Source organism: Pseudoalteromonas sp. MMG012 (assembly GCF_018100875.1).
Lineage (GTDB): Bacteria > Pseudomonadota > Gammaproteobacteria > Enterobacterales > Alteromonadaceae > Pseudoalteromonas > Pseudoalteromonas aurantia.
The window spans coordinates 13683-26988 of sequence record NZ_JAGJEF010000038.1 but is presented as its reverse complement, the minus strand read 5'-3'; the positions used below and the strand labels follow the sequence as shown (position 1 = coordinate 26988).

The window sequence follows — 13306 nt, the reverse complement described above, 5'->3', positions numbered from 1 at the left end:
TCCGCAGGTGGCGAGCCTGAATGTGTTATGGACCATGGTCTCTATCTGAACTGTTTAATTGCACAGGGGCGAATTCGCCATAGTGATATTGCACTCGCAAAGCTACTGAATAAAAACGAGACAAATGATATTTTTTATTTGATTTTATTGTTACTGCAGGCAGAGCAAAATCAGCACAGTTGTTTGGCATTTACAGATATTGATTGGAATAACCCTTTTTCTCTCGTGATGGAGCTCATGGATGAAACAATACCAATGACCCCATGGGCGTGCTCTACAGGAACGAAAATATGGCAAGGTTTAGTAAATCATCATGCTGTTGGAGAAGGCAAACCATTACAATTGTTCGCACAACGATTGTATTTGAGCCGGTTGGCAAATTATGAAGAGACTTTAGCTGAGCGCTTTAAGCAAATGCAAGCTCAGAAAATTTCAGTAGACTCTAGCCGATTAATAGCACTATTAACTGACTATTTTGGGGTGACAAACTTATCAACAGGTGAAGTTGATTGGCAAAAAGTAGCCTGTGCGATGGCTGCTACACAAGGTTTTTGTGTATTAACCGGGGGACCTGGTACAGGTAAAACAACCACAGTTACTAAGTTACTAGCGATTTTACAGTCACTATACCACCAAGCACCCTTAACAATTAAGCTGGTTGCGCCAACTGGAAAAGCTGCCGCGCGTTTAAGTGAGTCAATACTAGGCGCTAAAGCAAAACTGAACTTGATGCCTGAGGTGAGTAACTTGATCCCAGAGCATGCGCAAACAATTCATCGGCTATTGGGTGTTATTCCAAATAGTAATCGCTACCGGTTTAACGCAGATAATCAATTGCACTTAGATGTTTTGATTGTGGATGAAGCATCGATGGTTGATTTGTCTTTGCTGGCTAAATTGGTTCGAGCAATCCCTGCACATGCACGACTCATTTTATTGGGCGATAAGGACCAGCTAACATCAGTGGATACGGGAAGCGTGCTAAGTGATTTGTGCCAAGGGCTTACACTAGGGGAGCAGCCTCCTTATAGTGAATCATTGACTGCTCAGTTAAATGAATTGTGCTTTGAGGGGCAAACGTATTTACATCCACGAGAGAGTGAATTTTGCTTGGCCGATAGTATTGCATTTTTACAAACAAGCCATCGATTCGATAGTCATAGCGGCATTGGTCAGCTCGCGTTTTCGGTGAACAATAATAGTCGGGCGCAATTGTCGCATACTATAGAGCAAGGGTATCAAGATTTAGCACTGTTTGATTTAAACACGCACGAATATACGGCATTAATCATACGTGCAGCAATGCAATATCGCACATACCTAGAACTCATGCATCAAGGTGCCAGCCCTGTGGATATTCACCATGCGTTTGGTCAGTATCAATTACTAGCAGCTGTAAAGGAAGGGCCATATGGCGTTAAAACATTAAATAAGCGTATTGAGCAACAGCTATCCTCTCAAGGTCTTATTAATCCTAGCGGCCGTTATTATGCTGGTTTACCGATAATGATCACGAAAAATGATTACCAGCTAAAATTGTTTAACGGAGATATTGGAATTTTACTACCCGATGAGGAAGGGCAATTGAAAGCGGTTTTTATTGACGAACAAGGCGAGCATCGTTCATTTTATCCTGCAAGGTTACCGAATCATAGTAGTGTATTTGTGATGACGATACATAAATCTCAAGGGTCTGAATTTAGCCATACAGCCATGATATTGCCGCCAAAGCAACGGGCCTCTAGAGGTATAAATCGGCAGCTTGTTTATACTGGAATAACGCGTGCAAAGCATAAGTTTGAGTTGATCGCTCAGCCAAAGGTGCTGCATATGGCAATGGCTAAGTCTGTTTCTCGGTGTTCGGGCTTACGTGAGAGGTTGCTAGCTCGTTAAATTAATGATGCAAACTTGTTTTTTCTGATGTGTGTTCTACATTTAACGGTAAGTCACTGTGACGAATTAGATTGTGCAATGAGTGTTTATCTGAACCCCTTGCCCCCGGATCCACTGCCCAGTGGTTTTATAATTACCGCCATGCTCTAGTTGTGCGTGGCGGTATTTTTCTGTATTTAACCTCAGGTTTGGATAAGGGTTTTGGAATAGAAAATGTTTTGAAAACAAACTTACGTACAATCCAATGATGATATTTTGTTCAATATCAAGGCGCTTTTATGCAGTAATAGCGGGCTATTACAAATGAAAGCAACACCGAGAGTGAGAAAAATAGCTTTATTGGGCAAATTCGCTTATCCAGAGCTGAGGTTATTTATTGTACCGGCATCAATAGCGTGAATTATTTTTTAAATAGTCAGTTGCTAAATTAGTTAAAGATTCAACGCCTATGGAGAGTGCTTTTTCGTCAATATAAAAGTGCGGAGAATGGTTACTTGCAGAGAGCGTGGGGTCCTGTTCTTTAGGGGTTATTCCCAAGAAAAAGAATAACCCAGCGGTTTCTAATGCATAGTAAGAAAAATCTTCAGCACCGGTAATTAAATCCATTTCGATGACATTTTTGTCACCGACGGCTTTTTGTAATGTCGGTAACATCTGTGCTGTGAGTTTTGGGTCGTTAATTGTTACGGGGTAGCCATGGTCGATATGTGTATGAGCGACAGCACCCGCAGATTCAGCGACTAACCGAGCAGTATTCGTCAATCGCTTTTTAATGTCTTTACGCATGCCCTGGTCAAAGCTGCGAATGGTGCCGACCAGCTCAACATGATCAGGAATAATATTAGAGCGGATCCCTCCATTAATGGCGCCGAATGAAATAACAGAAGGCGCTTTGGTAACATTGATTTGTCTTGACGCAATCGTTTGAGTCGCCATGATTATTTGCGCAGAGGTTACAATAGGATCAACCCCATTCCATGGGCGAGAGCCGTGTGTTTGTATTCCTTGTACTTTAATTGTGAATGAGTCTTCACTGGCCATGAGAGGGCCACTTCGGTAGCCAATTGTGCCGGTATTTAGTCTATTCGTGACATGAAGGCCAAATATAGCATCCGGTTTATTTTCAGCGAAAATGCCTTCTTTGAGCATGAGCTCTGCACCACCTTCTTCGTCGCCAGGAGCACCTTCCTCTGCGGGTTGGAATATAAACATAACAGAACCAGACAGGTGATCTTTTTGCGCAGCTAACCGGCTGGCTACACCCATTAAAATAGCGACATGTGCATCATGACCACATGCATGCATAACCCCCACTGTTTGCCCACGGTATTGTGTCGTTTGTTTTGATGCAAAAGGGAGCATCACAAGCTCGGTAATGGGTAAGGCATCCATATCGGCTCGTAGCGCAATAAGTGGCCCTTTATTTTTACCGTGTAGGATCGCAGTAACACCGGTGTGTGCAATATTGGTTTTGACTTCTAAGCCTAGGTTTCTTAGATGGTCTTCAATGTACTTGGCGGTTTTATACTCACGATTACTCAGTTCTGGGTATTGATGTAGATGACGACGCCATGTGATGACATCATTATTAATCTTTTCTATTGATTTAAGCTCACTCGCGTGTGTTGTGTTAATGAAACCTGTTAACAGGGCTAAGAAAATGACCGTTAATAATGACCACATATAAATATTCCTATTGTTATTCTTGTCATTTTAAATACGAAACTTTTATTAACTTACAGTGAGTTGAGCGTAATTCAAGTAATTTGCGTTAAAGCCACAATTGACAAATTCAACGATGTATGGTTTAACGAATTAAAGTATTAACTCAAAAGCACAATAACAATGAAAACTCTTTTAGAACATCTAAGCCAGTATGCACACTACCATCGTGATGTGAGAAATATAGCGACCCACTTTGTGGGTGTGCCTTTAATTGTATTGGCGGTTATTTGGCTATTATATGTTCCCATTTTATCCTTGCAAAGCATAGTGTTAACACCTGCTTTGTGTATCTCTATCATAGTGAGTCTTTTTTATTTAAAACTAAATATCGTACTCGGTATTATCATGTCTGCTTTATTGTTCTGTGGGTATATTGTCGCAGAGTATTACTTTTATCTATTAAGTGACGGTCTATTTTTGTTTTATACTTTAGGTTTTCTATTTTTTATTGTTGGTTGGGGGATTCAATTTGTTGGTCATTACTTTGAAGGTAAAAAGCCTGCTTTTGTAGATGATTTAATGGGGTTAGTAATAGGACCTTTATTTGTTGTTGTGGAAATGCTCTTTAAATTAGGCTTATTTAAAGAGCTTGAAAAAGAAATAATATCAATTTCAGGCCCTTACCGAGGAGGCTCATAAGCTTATGCACTATTTAGTGCATATTGAATTTTAAATGGTGATGCGAGTTTCTAATTTACGGCCTTTGATGATCGTAATATCTTGGCTATTTAAGCGAACTCGCCCATTACTTGTTTCAATTAAATACGCAAGCTCTGGGTTTACCTCACCACCGGCATCACAGAGCTGCTTTCTTGCTCTATGTACCATGATATTCATATGATTCATTTGCACACCAAGTGCTTTGACTAATTCTTCACGGTATAGCCAACCCTGTTCATCCAAGTCGTTACCGGCACGTTTGTCTTGTATCCGTGTTCTAGCAAGTAATAGCAGTAAATAGTGATGGGTACGAGTGCCCAAATCAACACTCTCACCACTTAGTTCTACAGAAAGTTGTGTACTTTCCTCATCTTGACTGACGTTGAAGGTTAAGCCACAAGGTTTGACTGTGGGTTGATTATCAAGATGCTTCGTCATAGCGGCCGTACTAGCTGAATAAAAGAGCCATTGATCGTTAAAGGCGCTTACTAAGCCACCATCAATTAATGCTTGGCGATCATTGGTATTCAGATCTTCTAAAAACCAATAATTTAATACATTGTCAAAATAGATAATATGTGTAGGGTCGTCCGAATTAGGCAGTAACGCCTGGTCTTTTACCTCAATGACCTGTTTGCTATTGGTTTGTGACACTAAGTATTGGCAATCATCGCTGAGATTGGCCACAACATATGAGTTTTGTCCTTGTGCTGCAAAGTCAATTTTGTCATTTTCACATAGCTGATAAGGTAGGTTTTTATCTACTTTTTTGTCATTAATCCATATACCATTGGTACTTACATCTCGAATGAGCCACTTCCCTTGTGCTAACTCAATTATTGCATGATGTCGAGAAACACCTGGTTGGTCAATTAACGTATCAACATTAAACTTGTAGCGTCCAATTGTGTGGTAGCTCTTCAGGTATATCTTTTCTAATTTGTGTTCATCTATGAGGTAAGCCATTCATATTCCTTAAATGTTCGTCTACACCACGTTTATTCGGACTATAAGTTAATTTGATATTCTACAATATTTTTCATTTAAAAACATATTAGTAGAGTCCCTTAGGTGATTTTAAAAAAGACCCACATTGAAAGTGGGTCCCATCATTGAGGGAAGCTGCTAATTAATCTCTGAGTTAACAGTGGTTAATGAGCATGTTCGCGGTAAAAATCATAATACTGAATTGCATTGTTTTTTTACCAATCGAATTTGGGCATAAATTCGATTGAACGATCATGATTTTAGAATGTTTTTTATTACTTTGCTATTACACAAGATTACACCGTTTAAATATTGCCCTCCTTGCACTATTGCTGCTGGTGAACCATATTTTTAAGAGCGTTGTTTAATGTGAAAATAAAAGAGGTTTTTATGGGTGAGTATAATAAATTAGAGACCGTAAAGCTTGAAGGAAAATATCTATTTTGTGATCAGTTTGATTCTCAGCGTTTAGAGTTGTCAAGCAGTGCGGTTAAAGTGATCACTGACTTCACGCGTAGAGTACCTCAGGTCGTACTTAAAGATGTGGATATTGATCATGCTCTGTATATGATGGTAAATGGCCATGTCCGCTCGAAATTAGTTGTAGATCATGATGATACATTTTTAGGAGTAATTAATTCCAAAGATTTGACGGGAAGAAAAGTGCTCAGTGTTGCCCAACAACGAAACCAAGCTAGAAGTGATTTAACCGTTGAGGATTTGATGACGCAAAAATCAGATTTACAAGCAATGTCGTACTCAATGGTGCAAACAGCAAAAATTGGTGATGTAATAGAAACATTAAAAGAGTTAGGTCATCAACATGTGCTGTTAGTGGATGAGGAAGGAGGGTTACGGGGGATGATTTCCGCCAGTGACATTGCGAGATCGCTGCATATTCCGATTAATATTTTACAAAAAGCGCATTCATTTAAAGATATATTCTCGATAATCTATGCCCATCAAGAAATGATTGCTTAGATTCAGGCTGGAAACCCAACCTAAATCAGCAAGTAGATTAACGTAGATTAACTAAGAAATTCAGTGCACCTTTTATTGCAGCTACTTGTCCATCAATACACGATTGGGGTGTTGCTTTCAGGCTATCTGGGTATGCTTCGGTGGTTGTCACATAGGGGGCATCTGTGACACCCATACACAATCCAAGTTTGGTACCGTCGTAGTTAATAACACCTTCTTGCTCAATAGGCACGCCAATTAGCTGTTTATTTTCATCCGCAGGTGCAATATGCGTTACTTTAGCAACTTCATCAATGATGGATTTTTGAAAGCTGGGTTCTGGTTTTTGAGTGTGACCAACTAAATAAAATCCATCAGGAATATTCCAATTGTGATTTGTTATACCATCTCGAGCAGCTAAAGCAGGGCGAAATTCGGAGTTATCTGTATCTGTTGTCTCGTGCAAGTCGATATGGCAAATAATATTATTTTGAAATTGTGCTAGATAGTCAGCTGCCAGCTTTGATTCTTGTGCAGGGCTGCCATTAAAAAATGATCTATTAGGGTCTATCGCGTCTGGGTTCCAACGATTAATTGTTTCGTAACCCCAAGGGCTTAGACAGGGGAGGACAATGAGGTTAAATGTTTCACTATAATGATTACCGTACTGTTCCAGAAACTCTAGCGCACCGTGCACACCACTGGTTTCATAGCCATGGACACCACCGGTGATTAAAATGATTTTTTTGTCTGTAGCCCAGTTTGGTGATTGAATAGCAAATAGGTCAAATACACGGTGTTCGTAGGATAACGAACCGTATTGTGACACGTTAAATCTAGCGCTTAATTCTGATATTTTGGTAACAACATCTGCATCGTAGCTGCGTTTCATGGATTGCGCTTGTAACCACGACTGTTTTTCTGAAGTGCCCCAGGGGGTACCGACTGTGCCAATAGAATAAGGTTGTGACATGTGATGTCTCTTTAAAGTTATTATTGTGACTGATCCTATTGGCTTTATCGTGCTTAGGCAAATAATCTAGGCTAAATAACCAAGTTGTTTTAATTTGATTTTTTGATTTTTCGCAGGTTTAAACCCTAATAAGTAAATAGACTTATTATCTGTAGATACTTTGGTTACTTTAATCCCCAATCTGGTTTTTACTTTAACATGTGTAATTGTTTCAGATGGAATATATCGTTGAGCGCCAAAGATGTTTACATAGGACAAGCCATTATTGCAAAAAAGAACATGTCTTTGCCCTGTTATTGCTAAAGTGAAATTGATAGTAGCGATCATTATTACGATAATAGAAAGTACCATTTGTCCTTTGAATAAAAGGCTTAATGTACCACCTGATAAATTTAACGATATGATATATATTGAAAAAGAGAGAATGCCTACGATGCAATAGAATGCGAAATTCACTTGTAATTTGAGTTCTTTCATTGAACACTTATTCCTATTTTAATGGGCCTTTTTGTTGAGGTTGTGCAAGATATTGAAACAAAATGGATGAAATATGAAGTTAGTAAAAAATAGTGAAATTTTAATTGGGGGGGAGTTTAGCCATATTTTTCAGTATAAAACAAAGGGCTTGGTTTTATTTTAGAATTATCGACATTAATCTTAGCTAAGATATGTTGCATTTAATGAATCAACATTTCTTCTGTTAATAAATTTCATTAAAAGAACAAGTATTTAACATGAATTTAAACTAAAACGATAAATAATTAAGAGTGATAATTTGTTATAAGAAACTCATATTATGACTTTATTACAGTATATAGTTGTATTATATGAGTTTTATTTGATGAATCTGAATTCATGTGCCGTATGAAAATTAATTGACGTTGCTATTTTTCAAACATGAAATAATCAAACGTGACAAGCTTCTCACTTTCAAATAAGGTAAAGAGGTATCAACGACCTTATAGAAAGGAAATCAAATGAAATTTGAGCAGCTATTAAGTCATTTTGACAGTGGTATTTGTGTAGAGCAATTGCAGAAAGAGTCTCTATTGGATTTGGCGTTACTCTTTGTGGGAGTTGACGGCGTTATTTCTGACACCGAACTCGCAGTTGTTAAAAAATGGGCTGAAACATTAAGTTGGAACTCATCTGTAAAACTTGATAACTATATTGTAGATATGACCGGAAAGTGTATTTTAGCGGTTAAAAATGATGATATCGAGGCATTTATTCAACATAGAATGAAGCACATCGTTGACAAACCAATGCGTGAGCTTGCTGTTAAGCTTGCCCATAAAGTCATTGCAGCAGATGGAAAAATAGATAGCAATGAATTGGCGGCAATGTCTCTACTTGAAGAGCAAGTTTAAAATATGGGTACGAATTAAATTTGAGTTGTGATTGTTTACATGTCAAGCGTAGAAAACAGCGAGCCAAACTGTCGCTTGGTTTAGTGCTGTATGGCTTACTTTGTGTTTTGTATGTGCTGGAATATTTAGGTAGTCGCCCTTGTTTAAGGTGACAGACTGTCCACACTCGAATTCAATTGTGCCAGAACCTTCTAGCACCATGACCCATTCATGTTCAGTTTGATTGTACCAGCCACTATTGGGCGACGTTTGCCCAAAAGATACAATACGTTCGATGCGGGTCTGTTTTGTCGCAATGAGCTCTTCAAAGTGCTCTTTGGTTGTGTTGATGGGTAACTGAGATAATAAGTTGTTCATAATATATGTTGCGTAACACCTGTGAATACTAGATAAAATATCAATACATGCGTAAGAATTCCAATATAAGTTGGGAATTTATGAGAAAGAGCGCGTAATTCGCTTCTTGTGCTAGATTTAAACAAAGTGTGACTTTACCTTGAGTATCGAGGTATTGATTTGTTACTATGTTGCTAGGTTTTATGGGGGGGTGCTATGAATAGTATAATTAATAATAATATCATTACGAGTCGGTTTGTTCGTGTAAATGGTGTTATGAAAAAAGTTCGTATTAATGGCGCTGATGATGCGTTTGAAGCTGCTTTGAAAGTAAGGAATGGTCGCAAGAAGCAAATAGAGCAGGAGCTTTTAGTACATGGTCTCACAGGCTAATACCACCTCCCACCCACAATACAATCCGATATTTGAAAAGTTAGTGATTAGTACCAATGAAGATTCGAAATATCGACTTATTGGAATGCTGGCTTATGCAGACTACAAACTAGAAAAATACCAATGGAAAGAGCATTACAGACAAGTCCATAATGATACCAGTGTGCCCCCTGAAATGGTGGCAAATTTCCTACTCAATTATCATGACGCCAAACTAAAAAAATTGGTAAATGATGCGGAGGCAACCTTTTTATCATTTGCAGAGCACTACGCAGAGCAGCGTATCGCTGACTTATATAATGAGTTGAAGGATGATGTTGTTTCTAAAACAGTAAAAAAAGAAAGCCAATTGATCCAAGATACAATCAAGGAAAGTACTGATGGCTGGTTTTCGGTGGTATTAAAGGGAGCATTAGGCTCGGCGCTCTTTGCTATGTCGATCTTTATTTTTTCAGTATTGTTTTCAGTTGCCAAACCGAGTTCTAACTATGGCAAACTCATTCAGTTTATGATTGGTGGTGAAGAGTACGTTATTTTACCAATGAATGATTGTCGATTAACTGACTCAAGTAAGACATGCCCCTAGAGGCCCAAAACAGATTCAAAATAGTACAGCATCACTAAATATACTGTACGTTAGTTTTAATTATTAGCACTCACATGCCCAAAATGGCCCGCCCGTTTCAGATACGGGAGGTCGACATGCACGACGACTTGCACCACCAGCAATCTGTAGTGTAGCGTCGTTTGGTAGACTATTTTTTGTTGATAAGTTTTTGAGTGGTGCTTTTTTTAAATTAAGCTTCATATCATTTCCTTGAAAAATTTTATTAGTCTTATTTATTTCATACAGTTGAAATATTCAACTGTAATAGTATTGATATCAGCTTAAAAAAGCATTATTCAAGCTATTTCATTAAATATACAGACCAAAAAATTCGCTTACTGATCTATATATTCATTGTGAATAAGTACTTACTAGGGCTGTGTGTATTGCAAATGCGGACTAAGATTTTCAGTTTATGGATAATACTCATTAAGAAAGATTTAATACTAATGTAAGATCCAGAATGAATTTTTTAAATATAAAGTAATTTTAAATATTTAGTGTACGTATAACCTTATCGTGTATTTCACAGCTTACATGTTTCTATTTCATACCAAGTTTTGTTAAACGAAAGCGCTACATTATTTAGGCGCCGTTACTATGAGAACGGCAGCCATGCAGGTTTTATAATGTGGCTAACAGATGCAACGGTAGATGAAAAAGACGTAACAACATTAAGAAAGGCACTTAAAGATAGTAAGGGCTCTGGTAACTTTAGAAATCTGTTTTTACACTCACCTGGGGGAGATAAAGACGGTATGAAGTTAATACCCGTGTCTGAAGTGGCAGCTAAGGATGAATTCTTAACAATTAAAAATATGAGCCGTGATGATCAGTTGGGCTCTCATAGAGTACCACCGCAATTGATGGGGATTGTGCCTGGTAATGTTGGCGGGTTTGGTGACGCAGCAAAAGCAGCTGAAGTATTCGACGCCAATGAAATGGAGTGTATTAGATTGTCGCTGTTATCAATAAACGATTGGGCTGGTGAAGAGATCATACGATTTAGAGATTATAAGTTGGCAACCAATGCTGAATAACTGATAAGGATCCAGTAAGCAAGCATGACCACCTACGGGTGGTTTTTTTGTGTCTGTAATCTATTGGGATTCTCACCCAGCGCGCGCCGTTATACCCACGCCACGTCTGCGCGCTTTATGCGTTGAAAATAATGCAGTTATGCAAGTCCTCAATTATAAGCAATAGCTGGGGCTGTAGACCCGTATTGATGGCCAATTAGCAACGCAAAAAAACGCAAAAGTAAGAAGCCTATACAGCAAGCAAAAGCTAGATGGTTCTTCCAGTGAACAGGGGAGGCCTTCGGAAAAAGGTAACATTGGTTATGTGGTGGTTTTGTAAGGCTTAACATTCTGATTTTAAATAGAAAAAAGGTAACCATTAAAAGGTAATTTTAGGTAACCTAAAAGGTAACATTTGGTTATGTACTTGAAATTTATGAGATTTTAATAATGAAGATATTACTATTTAAAAAGGTAACATAGTTACTCTTTAGTTACCATAAATGTTACCTTTTTTGCTTTTATAAAAGCACAGTAAAATCAGTTGGTTAAAGAGTTTATTTAGAAAAGGTTACCAATGTTACCTTTTTCCGAAGCCTCCCCTGACTCATGGAGGTCTATATAAGCGGATGGAAAATATACATTACTTACTGCAGGTAACTTAATTGCTTTTGAGTCAACCTGACTGCTGTGTATATTGAAGTGTTTTATGACTGAGGTTTTGAACGTATTTTGCACTAGGTGTAGATTAGGAAGTTATGAAAGTGACTTAAGTGTTTGAATTGGAGAAGAAAGATTGGTCGGTATGGCAGGATTTGAACCTGCGACCCCTGACACCCCATAAAAATTAACTGTGTTCAAACGTGTACAACCATGCCCAAACGTGACCTATCGTGATGTATCTAAATAAAGCCTAACTTATTGCCGTTGCTAATAATTACACTGTAAATTATACATAATGAAGCAACGTGATGAATCGTGAGTTAAAACCAGTTGGTGCGATAACTGTGCGATAAATTTATTAGCTATGTGTTAGGTGTGCGATAAATGGCGTCAATTAAAGTAAAATTAACAGAGTCGGTGATCAAAAATATTCCATTAGAGATCACCCGAATAACAGATACTGAGCTATCAGGTTTTTATCTTAATGTTGGCAAGCCTAACAAAGAGGGAAAGCGTTCTTTAGTTTACTACCTTTATTATCGATTAGGTGGTCGAGGTTCAAAAGAAAGACGTTTAGCATTAGGCCGTGCGCCAGCCTTGAGCGTTGTTAAAGCTCGTGAGCTAGCAAAACAATATATTGGTGATGTAGCGCGCGGTATTGATGTATTCCTTGAACAAAAAGAAAGAACCAAAGCTCAAAAACAAGAAGCTGAAGCGCCAACGGTACAAGAATTAGCTACAGAGTTCCTAGAGCGCTATATCAAGGTTAATCGTAAAGACCCAATAGAAATTGAGCGTATGTTTGAAAAAGACGTGCTACCAGCGATAGGGGGCGTTAAATTAAAAGACATTACCCGCCGAGACATTTTAAGCAAAGTATTAGACCCAATTACCGACAGAGGTGCAGGCACTCAGGCGAATAAAACCCTTTCAATTCTTAAACAGATGTTCGACTTCGCCGTTGAACGCGATTTAATGCAGGGCAACCCTATAAGTACTGGTAAGAAAAAGAGCGTTGGTGGTATTGAAAAACCGCGTACACGCGCTCTTGAATTTGAAGAGCTGATACAAGTGTTTGAGCGCTTACCTAAACTCGGTGTAAGCACCCAAGTGCTCTATGCGCTAAAGTTTATTGTTCTTACCGGCTGTAGGCCGATAGAGGTTACGGGTGCGCAGTGGCAAGAATTCGACTTTGATAAAATGATGTGGACCATTCCTGCCGAACGAGTAAAGCAAAACAAACGCGGTGAACGAATACACAAGGTGCCAATTACTCAAAATATGCTGATTATGCTTGATGAACTACGCGCTTCATTTTGTCATTTAGGTTCAAAATATGTTTTCCCAAGCACGACATGTATACATGCAGAACCAAGTGAAAAACCCATTGACAGACACTCACTCTCAAGGGCTGTCAATCGCAAGCAGAAAGAGTTAGGAGTACCTAAGTTTGTGCCCCATGACCTTCGCCGAACAATGGCTACACGGCTTGGTGATGATGATATTGGCGCTGATCCGATAGTGGTTGAGAAGATACTTAACCACCAGTTACAAGGGATGCAAAAGGTTTATAACTTACAGGAGTATATGGAGAAAAGAAGTAAAGCACTTATGGCTTGGGGAGACAAGCTTATTAACGAATGACCTCTTTACCGAAAATGTGATCAACTAGCTTTTGCTAGTTAGGCTGGCTACTAAGCAAACAACTATTACTTTTATT

General features: G+C 38.6%; 14 protein-coding genes. 8 read left to right on the top strand and 6 right to left on the bottom strand.

What is annotated here, in order from left to right:
• Positions 1-27 precede the first annotated feature (27 nt).
• Complete coding sequence (recD, locus tag J8L97_RS13480) at positions 28-1893, top strand: exodeoxyribonuclease V subunit alpha (RefSeq protein WP_247688673.1); 1866 nt, start codon at positions 28-30, stop codon at positions 1891-1893.
• 387 nt (positions 1894-2280) lie between these two features.
• Here recD and J8L97_RS13475 read toward each other — a convergent pair whose 3' ends face one another.
• Positions 2281-3576, bottom strand: a complete 1296-nt coding sequence (locus J8L97_RS13475) for an amidohydrolase (RefSeq protein ID WP_211050383.1) — start codon at positions 3574-3576, stop codon at positions 2281-2283.
• Positions 3577-3738: 162 nt separating this feature from the next.
• Between J8L97_RS13475 and J8L97_RS13470 the strand changes: the two genes are divergently transcribed.
• Positions 3739-4257, top strand: a complete 519-nt coding sequence (locus tag J8L97_RS13470; RefSeq protein ID WP_211050382.1) for a DUF962 domain-containing protein — start codon at positions 3739-3741, stop codon at positions 4255-4257.
• A 30-nt stretch (positions 4258-4287) separates the two neighbouring features.
• Here J8L97_RS13470 and J8L97_RS13465 read toward each other — a convergent pair whose 3' ends face one another.
• Complete coding sequence (locus tag J8L97_RS13465) at positions 4288-5244, bottom strand: FHA domain-containing protein (RefSeq protein ID WP_192507007.1); 957 nt, start codon at positions 5242-5244, stop codon at positions 4288-4290.
• Between the two features lie 411 nt (positions 5245-5655).
• On the opposite strand from J8L97_RS13465, the gene J8L97_RS13460 reads away from it, so the two are divergent.
• Positions 5656-6246, top strand: a complete 591-nt coding sequence (locus J8L97_RS13460) for a CBS domain-containing protein (RefSeq protein ID WP_210997120.1) — start codon at positions 5656-5658, stop codon at positions 6244-6246.
• Positions 6247-6283: 37 nt separating this feature from the next.
• Here J8L97_RS13460 and J8L97_RS13455 read toward each other — a convergent pair whose 3' ends face one another.
• Positions 6284-7198 (bottom strand): M14 family metallocarboxypeptidase, encoded by a 915-nt coding sequence (locus J8L97_RS13455; RefSeq protein ID WP_211050381.1) that lies wholly within the window; start codon positions 7196-7198, stop codon positions 6284-6286.
• A gap of 66 nt (positions 7199-7264) precedes the next feature.
• On the bottom strand, positions 7265-7675 hold the full coding sequence (locus J8L97_RS13450) for a hypothetical protein (RefSeq protein WP_211050380.1): 411 nt from the start codon (positions 7673-7675) through the stop codon (positions 7265-7267).
• 500 nt (positions 7676-8175) lie between these two features.
• Here J8L97_RS13450 and J8L97_RS13445 point away from each other — a divergent pair, with 500 nt between their 5' ends.
• Entirely contained in the window at positions 8176-8568 is a 393-nt protein-coding gene (locus J8L97_RS13445) for a hypothetical protein (RefSeq protein ID WP_211050379.1), read from the top strand.
• 42 nt (positions 8569-8610) lie between these two features.
• On the opposite strand, the gene J8L97_RS13440 is transcribed toward J8L97_RS13445, so the two are convergent.
• The gene (locus tag J8L97_RS13440) at positions 8611-8925 is read right to left on the bottom strand and encodes a cupin domain-containing protein (protein WP_192507012.1); all 315 of its coding nucleotides are present in this window, start codon (positions 8923-8925) and stop codon (positions 8611-8613) included.
• A 195-nt stretch (positions 8926-9120) separates the two neighbouring features.
• Here J8L97_RS13440 and J8L97_RS13435 point away from each other — a divergent pair, with 195 nt between their 5' ends.
• On the top strand, positions 9121-9297 hold the full coding sequence (locus J8L97_RS13435; RefSeq protein ID WP_192507013.1) for a hypothetical protein: 177 nt from the start codon (positions 9121-9123) through the stop codon (positions 9295-9297).
• Entirely contained in the window at positions 9281-9883 is a 603-nt protein-coding gene (locus tag J8L97_RS13430) for a hypothetical protein (RefSeq protein WP_192507014.1), read from the top strand. The genes J8L97_RS13435 and J8L97_RS13430 overlap by 17 nt, the downstream gene beginning before the upstream one ends.
• A gap of 63 nt (positions 9884-9946) precedes the next feature.
• Here the strand turns inward: J8L97_RS13430 and J8L97_RS13425 are convergent, their stop codons facing one another.
• The gene (locus tag J8L97_RS13425) at positions 9947-10105 is read right to left on the bottom strand and encodes a hypothetical protein (protein ID WP_211050378.1); all 159 of its coding nucleotides are present in this window, start codon (positions 10103-10105) and stop codon (positions 9947-9949) included.
• A gap of 428 nt (positions 10106-10533) precedes the next feature.
• Between J8L97_RS13425 and J8L97_RS13420 the strand changes: the two genes are divergently transcribed.
• Entirely contained in the window at positions 10534-10944 is a 411-nt protein-coding gene (locus tag J8L97_RS13420) for a hypothetical protein (RefSeq protein WP_247688672.1), read from the top strand.
• 1026 nt (positions 10945-11970) lie between these two features.
• Complete coding sequence (locus J8L97_RS13415; protein ID WP_211050376.1) at positions 11971-13230, top strand: site-specific integrase; 1260 nt, start codon at positions 11971-11973, stop codon at positions 13228-13230.
• Positions 13231-13306: the final 76 nt, after the last annotated feature.

Bases quoted from the DNA above. Each gene is read 5' to 3' on its own strand.
- recD (WP_247688673.1), top strand. From the start codon at position 28: ATGGACCATGGTCTCTATCTGAACTGTTTAATTGCACAGGGGCGAATT.
- J8L97_RS13475 (WP_211050383.1), bottom strand. From the start codon at position 3,576: ATGTGGTCATTATTAACGGTCATTTTCTTAGCCCTGTTAACAGGTTTC.
- J8L97_RS13425 (WP_211050378.1), bottom strand. From the start codon at position 10,105: ATGAAGCTTAATTTAAAAAAAGCACCACTCAAAAACTTATCAACAAAA.
- J8L97_RS13445 (WP_211050379.1), top strand. From the start codon at position 8,176: ATGAAATTTGAGCAGCTATTAAGTCATTTTGACAGTGGTATTTGTGTA.
- J8L97_RS13440 (WP_192507012.1), bottom strand. From the start codon at position 8,925: ATGAACAACTTATTATCTCAGTTACCCATCAACACAACCAAAGAGCAC.
- J8L97_RS13450 (WP_211050380.1), bottom strand. From the start codon at position 7,675: ATGAAAGAACTCAAATTACAAGTGAATTTCGCATTCTATTGCATCGTA.
- J8L97_RS13455 (WP_211050381.1), bottom strand. From the start codon at position 7,198: ATGTCACAACCTTATTCTATTGGCACAGTCGGTACCCCCTGGGGCACT.
- J8L97_RS13415 (WP_211050376.1), top strand. From the start codon at position 11,971: ATGGCGTCAATTAAAGTAAAATTAACAGAGTCGGTGATCAAAAATATT.
- J8L97_RS13430 (WP_192507014.1), top strand. From the start codon at position 9,281: ATGGTCTCACAGGCTAATACCACCTCCCACCCACAATACAATCCGATA.
- J8L97_RS13470 (WP_211050382.1), top strand. From the start codon at position 3,739: ATGAAAACTCTTTTAGAACATCTAAGCCAGTATGCACACTACCATCGT.
- J8L97_RS13460 (WP_210997120.1), top strand. From the start codon at position 5,656: ATGGGTGAGTATAATAAATTAGAGACCGTAAAGCTTGAAGGAAAATAT.
- J8L97_RS13420 (WP_247688672.1), top strand. From the start codon at position 10,534: ATGTGGCTAACAGATGCAACGGTAGATGAAAAAGACGTAACAACATTA.
- J8L97_RS13435 (WP_192507013.1), top strand. From the start codon at position 9,121: ATGAATAGTATAATTAATAATAATATCATTACGAGTCGGTTTGTTCGT.
- J8L97_RS13465 (WP_192507007.1), bottom strand. From the start codon at position 5,244: ATGGCTTACCTCATAGATGAACACAAATTAGAAAAGATATACCTGAAG.